Source organism: Solwaraspora sp. WMMD792, from assembly GCF_029626105.1.
GTDB lineage: Bacteria > Actinomycetota > Actinomycetes > Mycobacteriales > Micromonosporaceae > Micromonospora_E.
In genome coordinates this window covers 3,375,378-3,390,987 of the sequence record NZ_JARUBH010000009.1, presented here as the reverse complement: position 1 = coordinate 3,390,987, position 15,610 = coordinate 3,375,378, and the positions used below count along the sequence as shown (strand labels likewise).

Below are 15,610 nucleotides of genomic sequence, written 5' to 3'. Positions count from 1 at the left end.
CTCGTACTCTCCCGGGAGTGTCGCGAGTCGGGGTGAGTGAAAGTGGTGCCCGCCGTGCGGCTGTGGACCCGCGCGCCTCGGTGCGGCGTCGGTGGCGACACGATAGGGTTCGCTGGTCGTGCCGGGACGGGAGAAGGGGGCCGGGTCGGTGTCCGATAGTTTTGTGCACCTGCACGTGCACACAGAGTATTCGATGCTCGATGGAGCGGCCCGGTTGAAGGAACTGTTCGCCGAGGCCAACCGTCTGGAAATGCCGGCCCTGGCGATGACCGACCACGGCAATCTTTTCGGCGCGTACGATTTCTTCAAGCAGGCGACCGGTGCCGGGGTGAAACCGATCATCGGCCTGGAGGCGTATCTCACACCCGGGACGGACCGGCGGGACCGGACGAGGGTACGGTGGGCCGACGGCGGGGAGAACGACGTCTCCGGTGGTGGCGCGTACACGCACATGACGATGCTGGCGGCGGACGCGGACGGCCTGCGCAACCTGTTCCGGCTGGGCTCGCGGGCGAGCCTGGAGGGGTACTTCTACAAGCCGCGTGCGGACCGGGAACTGCTGAACGAGTACGGTAAGGGGATCATCGCGACCACGGGGTGTCCGTCCGGTGAGGTCCAGACCTGGTTGCGGATCGGTGACTTCGAGAAGGCGTGCGCGTCGGCGGCCGAATTCCGCGACATCTTCGGCGCTGACAATTTCTACCTGGAGCTGATGGATCACGGACTGGGTATCGAAACCCGGGTCCGGGATGATCTGATCCGGCTCGGAAAGCGGTTGAATCTCAAACCGGTCGCGACCAATGATCTGCACTACACGCATGAACGGGACGCGGACGCGCACGAGGTGCTGCTGTGTGTCCAGTCCGGTTCGACGATGGCGGACCCGAAGCGGTTCAAGTTCGACGCGCGGGACTTCTATCTGAAATCCGCGGCGGACATGCGGAAACTGTGGGACGCGGAGGTGCCGGGAGCATGTGACAACACCCTAGAGATCGCCGAGAAGATCGGCGACTATTCGGCGTTGTTCGCGTCCCGGGACCTGATGCCGCAGTTCCCGGTGCCGGCCGGGGAGACCGAGGAGTCGTTCCTGCGGGCCGAGGTGCTGCGTGGGCTGGAGCGCCGCTTCCCCGGCGGGGTGCCCGACGGGCACCGCCGGCAGGCCGAGTACGAGCTCGACGTGATCCTCAAGATGGGGTTCCCGGGCTACTTCCTGGTGACCGCGGACCTGGTGCACTACGCCAAGCGGGAGGGGATCCGGGTCGGTCCGGGCCGTGGTTCGGCGGCCGGGGCGCTGATCGCGTACGCCCTGGGTATCACGGAGCTGGACCCGATCCCGCACGGCCTGCTGTTCGAGCGGTTCCTGAATCCGGACCGGGTGTCGATGCCGGATATCGACATGGACTTCGACGAGCGTCGCCGCGGTGACATGATTCGCTACGCGACCGAGCGGTACGGCGAGGAACGGGTCGCCCAGATCATCACCTACGGCACGATCAAGGCGAAGGCCGCGATCAAGGACGCGGCGCGGGTGCTCGGCTATCCGTTCGCGATGGGTGACCGGATCACCAAGGCGATGCCGCCGCCGGTGATGGGCAAGGACATCCCGCTGACCGGCATCTTCGACCCGAAGCACCCGCGCTACCCGGAGGCGGTGGAGTTCCGGGCGCTGTACGAGTCCGACGGCGAGGTCCGCAAGATCGTCGACACGGCCAAGGGCCTGGAGGGGCTGAAACGGCAGTGGGGGGTGCACGCGGCCGGGGTGATCCTGTCCCGCGACCCCTTGGTGGACGTGCTGCCGATCCAGAAGCGGGAGCAGGACGGGGCGATCATCACCCAGTGGGACATGGGCGCGTGTGAGTCCATCGGCCTGCTGAAGATGGACTTCCTCGGGCTGCGCAACCTGACCGTGATGGACGACTGTCTGGCCGGGATCGCCGACAACCAGAACCTGAACCTGGTCCTGGAGGATCTGCCGCTGGACGACAAACGCGCCTACGAGCTGCTCGCCCGGGGTGACACGCTCGGGGTGTTCCAGCTCGACGGTGGGCCGATGCGGTCACTGCTGCGCTCGATGGTGCCGGACAACTTCGAGGACATCTCCGCCGTCCTCGCCCTGTACCGGCCGGGTCCGATGGGCGCCAACGCGCACAACGAGTACGCCGACCGCAAGAACAACCGCAAACCGGTGGTGCCGATCCACCCCGAGCTGGCCGAACCGCTCGCCGACATCCTGGGCGACACCTACGGGTTGATCGTCTACCAGGAGCAGGTCATGGCGATCGCCCAGCAGCTGGCCGGCTACACGCTCGGCGCCGCGGACCTGCTGCGTCGGGCGATGGGTAAGAAGAAGAAGGAGATCCTGGACAAGGAGTACGTGCCGTTCTCGCAGGGCATGCGGGACAACGGCTACTCCGACGAGGCGATCAAGACGCTGTGGGACATCCTGGTCCCGTTCTCCGACTACGCGTTCAACAAGGCGCACACCGCCGGCTACGGACTGGTGTCCTACTGGACGGCGTACCTGAAGGCCAACTACCCGGCCGAGTACATGGCCGCGCTGCTGACCAGCGTCGGCGACGACAAGGACAAGGCCGCCGTCTACCTGGCCGAGTGCCGGCGGATGAAGATCAAGGTGCTGCCGCCGGACGTCAACGCCTCCGGGGCCCGGTTCACCGCCGTCGGCGCCGACATCCGGTTCGGCCTGGCCGCCGTGCGTAACGTGGGCACGAACGTGGTCGACGCGATCGCCCGGTGCCGCAAGGACAAGGGCGCCTACACCGACTTCTACGACTTCCTGCGCAAGGTCGACGCGGTGGCCTGCAACAAACGTACCGTCGAGTCGTTGATCAAGGCGGGCGCGTTCGACTCGTTGGGGCACACCCGCCGGGGTCTGCTGACCGTGCACGCCGACGCGATCGACTCGTTCATGGATCTGAAACGCAACGAGGCGGTCGGCCAGTACGACTTGTTCGGTGACGCGTTCGGTGCCGCCGACCCGGCCGGCGGCGGCGCGGGCCCGATGGTGGTCACCCCGCCGATCCCGGACGGCGAGTGGGACAAGACCGACCTGCTCACTTTCGAACGGGAGATGCTCGGCCTGTACGTCTCCGACCACCCGCTGTTCGGTGTCGAGCACGTCCTCGCCAACGCTGCGGACATGTCCATCGCCGCCCTGGCCGAGGACGGCGCGGTCGCCGACGGCACCGTGGTCAACCTGGCCGGCATCCTCTCCGGGGTGCAGCGGCGGATCACCAAGCAGGGCCGGGCGTGGGCCTCGGCCACCCTGGAGGACCTGGGCGGCGCAGTCGAGGTGCTGTTCTTCCCGAACACCTACGAACTCGTCGGCCAGTACATCGCCGAGGACGCGATCGTCGTGGTGAAGGGCCGGGTCGACCGACGCGACGACCAGCCCCGACTGATGGCGATGGACCTGTCCGTACCAGAGATCACCGCGGCGGACGAGATCAAGCCCATCGTGATCGCGCTGTCCCCGGCCCGCTGCACCCCGCCGCTGGTCGACAGCCTCCGCGACGTGCTGACCAGCCACCCCGGTTCGGCCGAGGTGCACGTCAAACTCGTCAACGGTGGCCGCGCCACCCTGCTGCGTCTCGGCCCGCACCGGGTCGCCCCGACGACCGCGTTGATGGCCGACCTCAAGGCGCTCCTCGGCCCTACCGCCGTGGCCGGCTGAGATCTGCGAGAGGATCGACGGGTGAGTTCCACCGCCGACGCCGGCCCACCCGGCGACCCGACCGGCCCGTCCGGGGCGTCGCCGGCACCCCCGCCCGACATCGGCGCGTCGCCGGCACCCCCGCCCGACGTCGGCGCGGCGGCGTCCAACCCAGCCGCCGGCCGGCGCCGGATCTGGCGACGGCCAGGGCTGTACGTCGCCGCCGCGATCACCGTGGGCGGTGCTCCGCTCGGCGTCGCCTGGTCGCTGCTGGCCCCCTGGATCCCGGTGGTCAAGACCGAGCAGGGCGCGGCGGTACGGGGCGGCGACCCGGAGGTCTTCGTCGCCGCCGACGGCTGGTTCGCGATGCTCGGCGTCGGCTACGGGATCCTCGCCGGGATCGTCGTCTGGGCGTCGCTGCCCCGGTCCCGTGGCCCGTACGGGCTGGTCGCCGTCACCGCCGGTGGGCTCGGCGCGGCGGCGCTGGCCTGGGCCCTCGGCCGGCAGATCGGCCTGGCCGGCTACCAGCGGGCGATCGAGGCGGCGGCGCTCGGTGCCCAGTTGGAGCGGCCACCGGACCTGCAGGCCGGCGACTTCGACCTGTGGTTCGGCGTGCTGCCGACGGTCACCGGCGCGTTCGGCGCTCCGGCGCTCGGCGCAGTGCTGGCGTACACCATGCTGGCCGGCTGGTCCAGCCACCCGGACCTGCGTCCCGGGCCGGACCGGGGCGAAGCCGGGCCTGACCTTCCGATCCTCCCAGCGGCCCCGGACGTGCGTCCGGCCCCGGACGTCGCCGCCGATCCGCGGATCAGTTCGGACTCGCCGGAACCGCCAACTCGGGCAACGGGACCGGCACCGCCCGCACCCGGCGCAGCAGCGCCACCTCCCGATTGAGCATCCGCAGCTCGGCCCGCAGCCGTCGGGCGGTGTCCAGCTCCGCCAGCAGCGCCTGCCGCTCGCTGATGTGCAACGCGGCGGTCGCCGCCACCAGGTGGGAGAGCACGGTCGGCGTCTCCGGCAGCTGCTCGGTGATCTCGGCCGAGTCGGTCCGGACCAGGTCGAGATACTGCCGGAACACCGCGAGTACCTGCGGGGCCAGCAGGTCGGCCAGCTCCTCGGACCCGGTCGGCTCGGGCAGCCACTGCACCGACGCGGTGAGGTACGGCGTACCTTCGGTGGCCAGGTCGGTGATCCGGAACCGGCGCCGGCCCACCGTCACGATGTCGTACCGCCCGTTCGGCAGCTCGGTGACCTGCCGCAGCTGAGCCGTGCAGCCGATCTCGTGCAGGCTCACCGAGGTCGGTGCCGGCGCGCCCGGCGGCCCGGCGCTCGGCAGCACCTCCCAGCCACGCCGGATCGCCACCACCCCGAACTCCCGGGTGACGCCCTCGGGCAGGCTGGTCAGATGCCGGACCAGTGCCCGGTAACGCTCCTCGAAGATGTGCAGAGGCAGCACCAACCCGGGGAAGAGCACCGTCCCGAGCGGAAAGACCGGTAGCCGCTGACCCACCGGTCGAGCCTAGCGTGGTCACGCTCACTGTCCCGTCCGCTGGACGGCCGGCGTCCGGCCAGTGGGAGGACGCCTAGACTCGCAAGCGTGCTGAACCGGATCGACCTGCGAGGCGGGTCACCTGACCCGCGTGGCCTGCTGCCCCGTGCCCAGCTCGACGTCTCCGTGGCGGTCGAGCGGATCCGCCCGCTGGTGGAGGCGGTCCGTGACCATGGCTACCCGGCGATCCGGGAGGCGGCCGAGCGGTTCGACGAGGTCAGCCCGCACCGGCTGCGGGTGCCCGCCGAGGCGCTCGCCGCGGCCGAGCGCGACCTCGATCCCGGGGTCCGGGCAGCCCTGCTGGAATCCATCGACCGGGCCCGGCGGGTGCACGCCGACCAGCGCCGGACCGACGTCACCACCCAGGTGGTGCCCGGCGGCACCGTCACCGAACGCTGGGTGCCGGTCGGCCGGGTCGGGCTGTACGTGCCCGGCGGGTTGGCGGTGTACCCGTCGACCGTGGTGATGAACGTGGTCCCCGCCCAGGTCGCCGGGGTGGCATCGCTGGTGGTGACCAGCCCGCCGCAGCGCGACAACGACGGGTTGCCCGATTCGCGGGTACTGGCCGCCTGCGCCCTGCTCGGCGTCGACGAGGTGTACGCGGTCGGCGGCGCCCAGGCCGTCGCGATGCTCGGCTACGGTGCTGCGGTCGACCCGGACGGGACCGACCGGTGCGCCCCGGTCGACGTGATCACCGGGCCGGGCAACATCTGGGTCACCGCCGCCAAGCGGCTGCTGCGCGGGGTGGTCGGTATCGACGCCGAGGCCGGCCCGACCGAGATCGCCATCCTCGCCGACGACACCGCGGACCCGGTGCACGTCGCCGCCGACCTGATCAGCCAGGCCGAGCACGACCCGTTGGCGGCCAGCGTGCTGGTCACCCCGTCGACCGGGCTGGCCGACGCGGTCGACCAGGAACTGGCCCGGCAGGTGCCGGCCACCCGGCACGCCGACCGGATCGCGACCGCGCTCGGCGGCGAGCAGTCCGGCACGGTCCTGGTCGACGACCTCGAAGCCGGTCTGGCCGTGGTCGACGCGTACGCCGCCGAGCACCTGGAGATCCAGACCCGGGACGCCCGGCAGTGGGCGCTGCGGGTCCGCAACGCCGGGGCGGTCTTCGTCGGCGCGTACGCCCCGGTGTCGCTGGGTGACTACTGCGCCGGCTCCAACCACGTACTGCCCACCGGCGGTTGCGCCCGGCACTCCTCGGGCCTGTCGGTGCAGTCCTTCCTGCGCGGCGTCCACCTCGTCGAGTACGACGCGGACGCGTTGCGTGACGTCGCCGACCACGTGGTCACCCTGGCCGAGGCGGAGGACCTGCCGGCGCACGGGCAGGCGGTCCGGGCCCGGTTCACCGACCCGACCGGCATCGCCGGCCCGGCGGCGAACTCACCGGCCGTCTCCCCGGCCGCGGGTCGATCGGCGGTGGCCAGATGACCGGCCCGATCACCCTGGACGACCTGCCGATCCGCGACGATCTGCGCGGTCGCAGCCCGTACGGGGCACCGCAGTTGGACGTTGCGGTGCGGCTCAACACCAACGAGAACTCCTACCCGCTGCCGGACGTCGTGGTCGAGGCGATCGCCGAGGCGGTCACCGCCGAGCTGCGGCAACTCAACCGCTACCCGGACCGCGACGCGGTCGCACTGCGGGCCGACCTGGCCGGCTATCTCGGCCACGGGCTGACCACCGCCGGGGTGTGGGCGGCCAACGGCTCCAACGAGATCCAGCAGCAGTTGCTGCAGGCGTTCGCCGGTCCCGGCCGGGTGGCGCTCGGCTTCACCCCGGCGTACTCGATGCATCCGTTGCTGGCGGTGGGCACCGGCACCCGGTGGGTGGACGGCCGACGCGGACCCGATTTCGACCTGTCCGCCGACGACGCTGCCGGCCAGGTGGTCGAACACCAGCCGGACCTGGTCTTCCTCTGCTCCCCGAACAACCCGACCGGGACCGCTCTGGACCCGGCGGTGGTGCGGGCGGTGCTGGCCGCCGCGCCGGGCATGGTCGTCGTCGACGAGGCGTACGCCGAGTTCGCCCGTCCGGGTACGGCCAGCGCGGTGCGGCTGCTGTCGACGCATCCACGGCTGGTGGTGACCCGGACGATGAGCAAGGCGTTCGGGTTCGCCGGCGGTCGACTGGGCTACCTGGCCGCGCATCCCGCGGTGGTCGACGCGGTCCAACTGGTCCGTCTGCCCTACCATCTGTCGGCGCTGACCCAGGCGGCGGCCCGGGCGGCGCTGGCGCACCGGGACACCCTGCTCGGTACGGTACGGGTGATCATGCAACAGCGGGACCGGATCGTCGCCGAGCTGCGTCGGCTCGGGCTCGCCGTGGCGGACAGCGACGCCAACTTCGTGCTGTTCGGCGTCAACGGCGTCGGTGACGACGACGGCGGTGGCGTCGGTGGCGGCGGCGACCAGCGGGCCGTCTGGCAGGCGTTGCTGGAACGTGGGGTGCTGGTCCGTGACGTCGGGCTGGCCGGCTGGCTGCGGGTGACGGCCGGGACGCCGCAGGAGACCGACGCGTTCCTCGGCGCGATGACCGAACTGGTCGCCAGGTCCGAGCCGGTCGCCGGGTCCGAACGAGCTACCAAGTCCGAGACAGCCGCGATGACCGAGTCGCGCGCCGGCCTGCGTCCGGCGCGCGCCGGCGGAACGGAGTGAAGTGATGAACCGCACCGCGCGGGTCGAACGCACCACGGCCGAGACCAAGGTGCTGGTGGAGCTGGACCTCGATGGCACCGGCACCGCCGACATCGGCACCGGTGTCGGCTTCTACGACCACATGCTGCACCAGATCGCCCGGCACGGCGGCTTCGACCTGACCGTCCAGACGGTCGGTGATCTGGAGATCGACGCACATCACACGATGGAGGACACGGCGATCGCACTGGGCACGGCGCTGCGCCAGGCGCTGGGCGACAAGGCGGGCATCCGCCGGTACGGCTCGGCCACCATCCCGATGGACGAGGTACTGGTACGGGCGGCGGTCGACCTGTCCGGCCGGCCGTACGTGGTGCACGACGAGCCGGCGCTGGCGCCGTACATCGGGCCGGTCTACCCGACCAGCATGACCCGGCACATCTGGGAGTCGCTCGGCCACTCGGCCATGATCACGCTGCACGTGTCGGTGCTGCGGGCCGCCCGCGACGGCGGCCACCCGGACGCGCACCACGTGGTCGAGGCCCAGTTCAAGGCGGTGTCCCGGGCGCTGCGCGAGGCGGTGGCGATCGACCCTCGGTCGGCCGGCTCGGTGCCCAGCACCAAAGGCGCGCTGTAACGTGGACAGCTTCCTGCCGGTGGCGCTGTTCGCGCTGGCCGGGGTGCTGGTCGGTGGTGCCTGGTCGCTGCGTCGTCAGGGTGCCGGGCGCGGTGCCGTCGGCCTCGCCGCCGGTCTCGCCCTGCTGGCGGTCGCCGCCGGCGTGTTCTGGCTGCTACCCGGAGGTGACTGATGGCCACGCCACCGCCGGCCGTCGTGGTGCTCGACTACGGCTCCGGCAATCTGCGCTCCGCCGAACGGGCTCTGGCCCGGGCCGGTGCCGAGGTGACCGTGACCGCCGACCTGGCCGTGGCCGACGCCGCCGCCGGGCTGGTGGTGCCGGGCGTCGGCGCGTACGCGGCCTGCATGTCCGGTATCGACGAGCTGGGTGCGGCGCCGGTGATCGCGCGGCGGGTCGCCGAGGGTCGCCCGGTGCTCGGCATCTGCGTCGGCATGCAGATCCTCTTCGAGTACGGCGAGGAGCACGGGGTGGTCACCAAAGGGCTCGGCCTGCTGCCCGGCGGGGTTCGTCGGCTGCCCGCCGAGCGGGTGCCGCACATGGGCTGGAACACCGTGGCCGCGCCGGCCGGCAGCACGCTGTTCGGCGGCCTGCCCGACGATGCCCGGTTCTACTTCGTGCACTCGTACGCGGCGCTCGCCGTCGACCAGCTGACCGCCGCCGACGTCCTGGTCACCACCACCGACCATGGGGCCGGTTTCGTGGCCGCCGCCGAACGTGGTGCGTTGTCGGCGACGCAGTTCCATCCGGAGAAGTCTGCCCAGACCGGGGCGATCCTGCTGGGCAACTGGCTGGCCACGTTGACTCCACCGACCATGCCGGGAGGGGAGGACCGGTGAGCAAGGAACGGGCCCGCCGCCGGGCCGCCCGGCTGGCCGAGGCGGAACGCGAGCGGGCCGCCCGCGCCCGGACCAGCGCCCGCCGGCAGCGGCGCCGGTCCGCGCTGCGCCGGCTCACCCCGCGTCGGCCGGGCGGGCGCACCGGGCGGCTGTTCATCCGGCGTAGCCGCGCCGAACGTGCCGGGATCGCGGTGCTGACCGTGGCGGCGCTGGCGGTCGTCTGGCTGGCCGTGCCGGACATGGCGCTGCGCCTGCTGCTGATCGCCGTACTGCTGCTCGTGGCACCCGCCGTCGTGGTGATCGCGCTCGGCCGACGGACCTGAGACCCACCATCTTCGAGGAGACGATCCGTGACCCTGACCCTGCTTCCCGCTGTCGACGTCGCCGACGGCCAGGCTGTCCGCCTGGTCCAGGGCGCGGCCGGTAGCGAAACCTCCTACGGCGATCCGCTGGAGGCGGCGCTCGCCTGGCAGCGTGACGGGGCGGAGTGGATCCACCTGGTCGACCTCGACGCCGCCTTCGGCCGGGGCAGCAACGCCCACCTGCTCGCCGAGGTGGTCCGGCAGATCGACGTGGCGGTGGAGTTGTCCGGCGGGATCCGCGACGACGAGTCGCTCGCCGCCGCGCTGGGCACCGGCGCGGCCCGGGTCAACATCGGCACCGCCGCGTTGGAGGACCCGGTCTGGTGTGACCGGATCGTCGCGGAGTACGGCGACCGGGTCGCGATCGGCCTGGACGTGCGCGGCCGCACCCTGGCCGCCCGGGGCTGGACCCGCGACGGTGGCGACCTGTTCGAGATCCTCGAACGGCTGGACAAGGCCGGTGCCGCGCGGTACGTGGTCACCGACATCACCAAGGACGGCACCATGCGGGGACCGAACCTGGACCTGCTCCGTGAGGTGTGCTCGCGGACCGACGCACCGGTGATCGCCTCCGGCGGCGTGTCCACCCTGGATGATCTACGGGCGCTTGCCACTCTGGAATCGGCCGGCGTGGAGGGAGTGATCGCCGGCAAGGCGTTGTACGCCGGCGCGTTCAGCGTCGCGCAGGCGCTCGCCGCGCTGCGCGACGCCGGCCGATCGGAGGTTTCCGCGTGACCGTCGCGGTCCGGGTGATCCCCTGCCTCGACGTGGACGCGGGCCGGGTGGTCAAGGGGGTCAACTTCGTCGACCTGCGCGACGCCGGGGACCCGGTCGAGTTGGCCGCGGCCTACGACGCGGCCGGCGCGGACGAGTTGACCTTCCTCGACGTCACCGCCTCCTCCGACGCCCGCGGCACCATGCTGGACGTGGTCCGCCGGACCGCCGAGTCGGTCTTCATCCCGCTCACCGTCGGCGGCGGGGTGCGGTCGGTGGAGAACGTGGACACGCTGCTGCGCGCCGGGGCGGACAAGGTCGGGGTGAACACCGCGGCGATCGCCCGACCCGATCTGATCGCCGAGATCGCCGACCGGTTCGGCCGGCAGGTGCTGGTGCTGTCCCTGGACGTGCGCCGCGCCGGGCCGCAGACGGTGGCCAGCGGTGACACGCCCAGCGGGTTCGAGGTGACCACGCACGGCGGTCGGCGGGGGACCGCGATCGACGCGGTGGCCTGGGCGCGGCGCGGCGCCGAACTGGGTGCCGGGGAGATCCTGCTCAACTCGATGGACGCCGACGGCACCAAGGCGGGCTTCGACGTCGAACTCATCGCCGCGGTACGGGCGGTGGTCGACATCCCGGTGATCGCCAGTGGCGGGGCCGGTGCCACCGCGCACTTCCCACCGGCGGTGGCCGCCGGTGCCGACGCGGTTCTCGCCGCTAGCGTGTTCCACTTCGGCGAGCTGACCATCGGCGCGGTCAAACAGGAGCTGCGCGACGCCGGCCACCCGGTGCGCTGACCGCCGTAGCCGGCCCTGTCGACCCGCCCGAGGTCAGGCCCGGCCCTGCCGGGCGGCGGCGGAGTTCTCCACCGAACGCCGGGGCGCCGGCGGTAGGAAACGCCCGGTGTATTCGAGCATCGCGGCAGCATGGTCCTGGTCGTCCAGCTGCCACTCGGCCTCGGCGGTGGTGTACCGCTGGTCGAGCACCCCGTGCACACTGTCCACGGTGGTGGTCAGACCGCTACGTGGCCGGTCCCGCCACAGCTGTTCACCGGCCTCGGTCACCTGGAACCAGCCGTCGCTGACCGAGACCAGCCCGGCACCGAGCAGTCGGCGTACCCCGGTCTCGATCTCTTCCCGGGTGGGGATCGCCTGGTTGAGGTGTTCGGCGGTGGTGAGCACGTCGACCAGGCGTACCCCTTCGGGTCGGCGGCTCAGCGGCGACCTGCGGTGCCGACCCACCTTGCCCGCGATGACCGTCGAGACGAAGATCCACGCGTCCGACCAAGCCCACCCCTCGTCCATCATCTGCCCATGATGCCGCGCCGGGCGCGCGGGCGGAACTCCTGTGCTTGGCTGTGGACATGCTTTTGCCGCGTCCCACCCGGCTGATCCGTGAGGCCGGGCATTTCGCCCTCGATGCGACGACCGGTGTGTTCGCGCCGGCCGGCGTCGCCGACCTGCTACGCGAACTGCTCACCCCGGCGACCGGGCTGCCGCTGCCGACGGCCGGGGCGCCCGGCGACGGCGTGATCGGCCTGCTGGTGCGCGACGATCCCGAGCTCGGCGCCGAGGGCTACCGGCTGCGGGTCGACCCGTCCGGGGTTCGGGCGGTGGCCGCCGCCGAGGCCGGGCTGCGCTGGGCGGTGCAGACGCTGCGTCAGTTGCTGCCCGACCAGGTGTACGCGGCCGGGCCAATCCGCGGCGTGCCGTGGCGGCTGCCGACGGTGGAGATCGTCGACGTGCCGGCGTACCCGTGGCGGGGTTCGCTGCTCGACGTGGCCCGCTGGTGCCACCCGCTGCCGCTGCTCTACCGCTATGTCGATGTGCTGGCCATGCACAAGCTCAACACCCTGCACCTGCATCTGACCGACGACCAGGGTTGGCGGTTCGAGGTGCGGCGGTACCCCCGGTTGACCGAGGTGGGCGGGTTCCGGGCGGCGTCGCCGGCCGGTCATCTTCGGGACGGCCGCAGCGACGGGGTGCCGCACGGCGGCTGGTACCGGCAGGCAGAGCTGCGTGACCTGGTGGCCTACGCGGCCCGGCGCGGCGTGCGGATCATGCCGGAGATCGACCTGCCCGGGCACGCTCAGGCGGCGATCGCGGCCTATCCCGAGTTCGGCAACGATCCGACCCGCCAGTTGGCCGTCGGGACGACCTGGGGGATCTCCACCCACGTACTCAACCTGGAACCGGCCACCCTGGCCGCCGTGCACCACATCCTCGACGAGGTGGTCGAGGTCTTCCCGTTCGAGTACGTGCACGTCGGCGGCGACGAGGTGCCGACCGCCGAGTGGGCGGCGAACCCGGCGGCCGTCGCCCGGGCCACCGAGCTCGGCCTGCCCCGGGTGGCCGACCTGCAGGGCTGGTGGACCGGGCGGCTGGCCGAGCATCTGGCCGGTCACGGCCGGCGGACCGCGGTCTGGGACGAACTGCTCGACCGGGGAGTTCCGGGCGGGTCCACCGTCTTCGCGTGGCGGGGCATCGACCGGATCGACCTGGCCCGGTCCGCCGGTCTTCCGGTGGTCGCCGCGCCGTACAGCCACACGTACTTCGACTGGGCCGAGTCCGACGATCCGGCCGAGCCGTTGGCCATCGCCGGGGTGCTGCCGCTGCGGACGGTGTACGGGTTCCAGCCCGGCGACGTGCTCGGGGTGCAGGGGCAGTTGTGGAGCGAGTACCTGCCCACCGAGCAGCGGGTGTGGTGGCGGGCCTTCCCCCGGCTGGCCGCGTTGGCGGAGGTGGGCTGGTCCGGACCGGTGCCGACCGACGACACCGGCGCGGTGCCGCCCGGAGTGTGGGCGGAGTTCCGTGGTCGGCTGACCGGGCAGCTGCGCCGGCTGGACCGGGTCGGCGTCAGCTACCGTCCGCCGGACGACTGACCGCCGGGACCGGCTCGGGCGCGGTGGCGTCAGGCGCGGCCGGGTCAGACACGGTGAGGTCCGGTGTGGTGTGGTCGGGCGCGGTGTGGTCGGGCGCGGTCGCGCCGGTGGGTACGGTGCACAGCGGCAGGAAGAACTGCGCCAACGGCCCGATGCCGACCGCGTAGAGTACGGTGCCCACCCCGGCGGTGCCGCCGAGCAGCCAGCCGCATGCCAGCACGGTCAGCTCGATCACGGTGCGGACCAGCCGGACCGAGCTGCGCGGGTGCCGGGCGACCCAGCCGGTCATCAGCCCGTCCCGGGGGCCGGGGCCCATCCGCGCCCCGATGTACAGGCCGGTGGCCAGTCCGTTGAGCACGATTCCGGCGACCAGGAACGTACCCCGGACCGGCAGCTGCGTCGGTGCGGGCAGTAGCGCGAGGCCGGCGTCCACCGCGACGCCGATCACCACCACGTTGCTGACCGTGCCGAGGCCGGGCCGCTGCCGCAGCGGTATCCACAGCAGCAGCACGGCGCCGCCGACGAGCACCGTGACGGTCCCGAAGCTCAGCCCGGTCAGCTGGGTCAACCCCTGGTGGAAGACGTCCCACGGGTTCAGCCCGAGATCCGACTCGATCATCAGCGCCATGCTGACGCCGTACAGGGCGAGGCCGGCGTAGAGCTGCCCGAGCCGCCGGGGCAGCCGCCGACCCGGGTGTCGGCCGGGGCGGCCACCGGGGTGGTGACCGGGGTCGGGGTCCGATCTGCGGAGGAGGCCACCGCCATTGCCAATTTTGGTCATGCATGCCACTCTGAAGGCCAATCGGCGATCGCGAAACGACCAATCGGAGGCAACTGGTTATGGCGGTGATTGTGCGTGGCAGCCAATTGGCCCGGCTGCTCGGCCAGTGGCATGCCCTGCCCGGCCGGCGGCGCAACCCGGACTACGCCGCGTTGGCCGGGGCGGTCCGCGGCCTGCTCGCCGACGGGCGGCTGGCGCTCGGCGTACGGCTGCCGGCCGAGCGGGAACTGGCCGAGGCGCTGCGGGTCAGCCGGACCACCGTCACCGCCGCGTACCGCAGTCTGCGGGAGACCGGCCACCTGACCAGCCGCCGGGGGGCCGGCAGCTGGACCACGCTGCCCACCGGACACCAGGTGGCCAGCTCCGGGCTGTGGACCGCGGAGACCGCTCCCGACATGATCGACCTGGGGTACGCGGCGCTGGCCGCCCCACCCGAGCTGGTACCGGCGGCCCGGGCCGCAGCCGAGGACCTGCCCCGCTTCCTGCAGCACGCCGGCTACTACCCGACCGGGCTGGCCGAGCTGCGGGCCGCGGTCGCGCACGGCTACACCCGGCGTGGCCTGCCTACCAGCGCGGAGCAGATCATGGTGACCAGCGGCACCCAGCACGCCCTCGACCTGGTGCTGCGGCTGCTGCTGCCGGCCGGTGCGCCGGTGCTGGTCGAGTCGCCCACCTACCCGAACGCGCTCGCCGCGCTCGCCGCCCGTCGGGCCCGGATCGCCACCCACGGACTGGCGACCACCGCCGGCGGCGGGTGGGACGCCGACCTGCTGCTCGGCGCGATCCGGCAGGACCGGCCCCGGCTGGCCTACCTGATCCCCGAGTTCCAGAATCCGACCGGTCACCTGATGTCGGCCGAGCTGCGGGAACGAGTGGTCGCGGCGGCCCACGCCAGCGGCACCGACCTGGTGGTCGACGAGTCGTTCGTGGACCTGCCGCTGGACGGCACCCCGGTGCCGCCGCCGACCGCGGTCTTCGATCGGCACTCCCGGGTGATCTCCATCGGGGGGATGAGCAAGCCCTACTGGGGTGGGTTGCGGATCGGCTGGGTACGGGCCTCGGCGCCGTTGGTGCAGCGGCTCGCCGCCCTGCGGGTCGGGGTGGACATGGCCGGTCCGGTGCTCGACCAGCTGGTCGGGGTCCACCTGCTGGCCGCGGCGGACACCATCGTGCCGGCCCGGTTGGCGCAGCTCACCGCCCAGCGGGACGCGCTGCTCGCCGAGCTGGCCAACGTGCTGCCCGAGTGGCGGGTCAGCGTGCCGCACGGCGGGGTGACCCTCTGGGCGGAGCTGGACGGCCCGATCTCCAGCGCGCTCGCCCGAGCGGCCGAGGAGTCCGGGGTACGGCTGGCCCCCGGCCCCAGGTTCGGCATCGACGGCACCCTGGAGCGGTTCCTGCGGTTGCCGTTCACCCTGCCGGTGCCGGTGCTGACCGACGCGGTACGGCGGATCGCCGCCGTGCGCTACGACCTTGACCGCACCAGCCGCCGCCAGTGGCGGGAGCCCGCCATGATCGCCTGACGGCGGCTGGTGCC

14 protein-coding genes and 1 pseudogene are annotated in these 15,610 nt (G+C 72.4%); 12 read left to right on the top strand and 3 right to left on the bottom strand.

The genetic code is table 11. The annotated features are described in order from the left end of the window. Window positions 1–148 precede the first annotated feature (148 nt). On the top strand, window positions 149–3,691 hold the full coding sequence (dnaE, locus tag O7629_RS16315; protein ID WP_278170180.1) for a DNA polymerase III subunit alpha: 3,543 nt from the start codon (window positions 149–151) through the stop codon (window positions 3,689–3,691). A 21-nt stretch (window positions 3,692–3,712) separates the two neighbouring features. Continuing rightward, a complete protein-coding gene (locus O7629_RS16310) occupies window positions 3,713–4,564 on the top strand; it encodes a DUF2567 domain-containing protein (protein ID WP_278170179.1) in 852 nt (283 codons plus the stop codon). On the opposite strand, the gene O7629_RS16305 is transcribed toward O7629_RS16310, so the two are convergent. Beyond that, the gene (locus O7629_RS16305; protein ID WP_278170178.1) at window positions 4,479–5,180 is read right to left on the bottom strand and encodes an LON peptidase substrate-binding domain-containing protein; all 702 of its coding nucleotides are present in this window, start codon (window positions 5,178–5,180) and stop codon (window positions 4,479–4,481) included. The two genes, O7629_RS16310 and O7629_RS16305, sit on opposite strands and share 86 nt — an antisense overlap. Before the next feature lie 87 nt (window positions 5,181–5,267). Between O7629_RS16305 and hisD the strand changes: the two genes are divergently transcribed. The 8 genes and pseudogenes from hisD (at window position 5,268) to hisF (ending at window position 11,211) form a co-directional block, all read left to right on the top strand. Continuing rightward, complete coding sequence (gene hisD / locus O7629_RS16300; protein ID WP_278170177.1) at window positions 5,268–6,656, top strand: histidinol dehydrogenase; 1,389 nt, start codon at window positions 5,268–5,270, stop codon at window positions 6,654–6,656. After that, window positions 6,653–7,774 (top strand): annotated as a pseudogene (locus tag O7629_RS16295) (histidinol-phosphate transaminase); the annotation flags it as partial. The gene hisD and the pseudogene O7629_RS16295, both read left to right, overlap by 4 nt. Window positions 7,775–7,886: 112 nt before the next feature. Next, on the top strand, window positions 7,887–8,498 hold the full coding sequence (gene hisB / locus O7629_RS16290) for an imidazoleglycerol-phosphate dehydratase HisB (protein WP_123602584.1): 612 nt from the start codon (window positions 7,887–7,889) through the stop codon (window positions 8,496–8,498). A gap of 1 nt (window position 8,499) precedes the next feature. Beyond that, the gene (locus O7629_RS16285) at window positions 8,500–8,670 is read left to right on the top strand and encodes a hypothetical protein (protein WP_278170176.1); all 171 of its coding nucleotides are present in this window, start codon (window positions 8,500–8,502) and stop codon (window positions 8,668–8,670) included. Then, window positions 8,670–9,335: an imidazole glycerol phosphate synthase subunit HisH gene (gene hisH, locus O7629_RS16280; RefSeq protein ID WP_278170175.1), complete on the top strand. Its 666-nt coding sequence runs from the start codon at window positions 8,670–8,672 to the stop codon at window positions 9,333–9,335. Before O7629_RS16285 ends, hisH begins: the two co-directional genes overlap by 1 nt. Next, window positions 9,332–9,658 carry a hypothetical protein gene (locus O7629_RS16275; protein WP_278170174.1) on the top strand — a complete coding sequence of 109 codons (327 nt, stop codon included), beginning with the start codon at window positions 9,332–9,334 and terminating at the stop codon, window positions 9,656–9,658. Before hisH ends, O7629_RS16275 begins: the two co-directional genes overlap by 4 nt. Window positions 9,659–9,685: 27 nt before the next feature. Next, window positions 9,686–10,432, top strand: coding sequence for a bifunctional 1-(5-phosphoribosyl)-5-((5-phosphoribosylamino)methylideneamino)imidazole-4-carboxamide isomerase/phosphoribosylanthranilate isomerase PriA (gene priA, locus O7629_RS16270; protein ID WP_278170173.1), 747 nt, complete (start codon window positions 9,686–9,688; stop codon window positions 10,430–10,432). Next, window positions 10,429–11,211, top strand: coding sequence for an imidazole glycerol phosphate synthase subunit HisF (gene hisF, locus O7629_RS16265; RefSeq protein ID WP_278170172.1), 783 nt, complete (start codon window positions 10,429–10,431; stop codon window positions 11,209–11,211). The genes priA and hisF overlap by 4 nt, the downstream gene beginning before the upstream one ends. A 33-nt stretch (window positions 11,212–11,244) precedes the next feature. Here hisF and O7629_RS16260 read toward each other — a convergent pair whose 3' ends face one another. Then, the gene (locus O7629_RS16260) at window positions 11,245–11,721 is read right to left on the bottom strand and encodes a hypothetical protein (protein WP_278170171.1); all 477 of its coding nucleotides are present in this window, start codon (window positions 11,719–11,721) and stop codon (window positions 11,245–11,247) included. A gap of 56 nt (window positions 11,722–11,777) precedes the next feature. Here O7629_RS16260 and O7629_RS16255 point away from each other — a divergent pair, with 56 nt between their 5' ends. Next, a complete protein-coding gene (locus O7629_RS16255; RefSeq protein ID WP_278170170.1) occupies window positions 11,778–13,295 on the top strand; it encodes a beta-N-acetylhexosaminidase in 1,518 nt (505 codons plus the stop codon). Here O7629_RS16255 and O7629_RS16250 read toward each other — a convergent pair. Continuing rightward, window positions 13,270–14,076 carry a hypothetical protein gene (locus O7629_RS16250; RefSeq protein WP_278170169.1) on the bottom strand — a complete coding sequence of 269 codons (807 nt, stop codon included), beginning with the start codon at window positions 14,074–14,076 and terminating at the stop codon, window positions 13,270–13,272. The two genes, O7629_RS16255 and O7629_RS16250, sit on opposite strands and share 26 nt — an antisense overlap. Before the next feature lie 59 nt (window positions 14,077–14,135). Here O7629_RS16250 and O7629_RS16245 point away from each other — a divergent pair, with 59 nt between their 5' ends. Continuing rightward, window positions 14,136–15,596: a PLP-dependent aminotransferase family protein gene (locus O7629_RS16245; RefSeq protein WP_278170168.1), complete on the top strand. Its 1,461-nt coding sequence runs from the start codon at window positions 14,136–14,138 to the stop codon at window positions 15,594–15,596. Window positions 15,597–15,610 lie beyond the last annotated feature (14 nt).

What these genes read in the sequence shown, in the direction of transcription:
- hisB (WP_123602584.1), top strand. Translation starts at nt 7,887, where the DNA reads ATGAACCGCACCGCGCGGGTCGAACGCACCACGGCCGAGACCAAGGTG.
- hisH (WP_278170175.1), top strand. Translation starts at nt 8,670, where the DNA reads ATGGCCACGCCACCGCCGGCCGTCGTGGTGCTCGACTACGGCTCCGGC.
- O7629_RS16245 (WP_278170168.1), top strand. Translation starts at nt 14,136, where the DNA reads ATGGCGGTGATTGTGCGTGGCAGCCAATTGGCCCGGCTGCTCGGCCAG.
- O7629_RS16255 (WP_278170170.1), top strand. Translation starts at nt 11,778, where the DNA reads ATGCTTTTGCCGCGTCCCACCCGGCTGATCCGTGAGGCCGGGCATTTC.
- O7629_RS16260 (WP_278170171.1), bottom strand. Translation starts at nt 11,721, where the DNA reads ATGATGGACGAGGGGTGGGCTTGGTCGGACGCGTGGATCTTCGTCTCG.
- O7629_RS16250 (WP_278170169.1), bottom strand. Translation starts at nt 14,076, where the DNA reads ATGACCAAAATTGGCAATGGCGGTGGCCTCCTCCGCAGATCGGACCCC.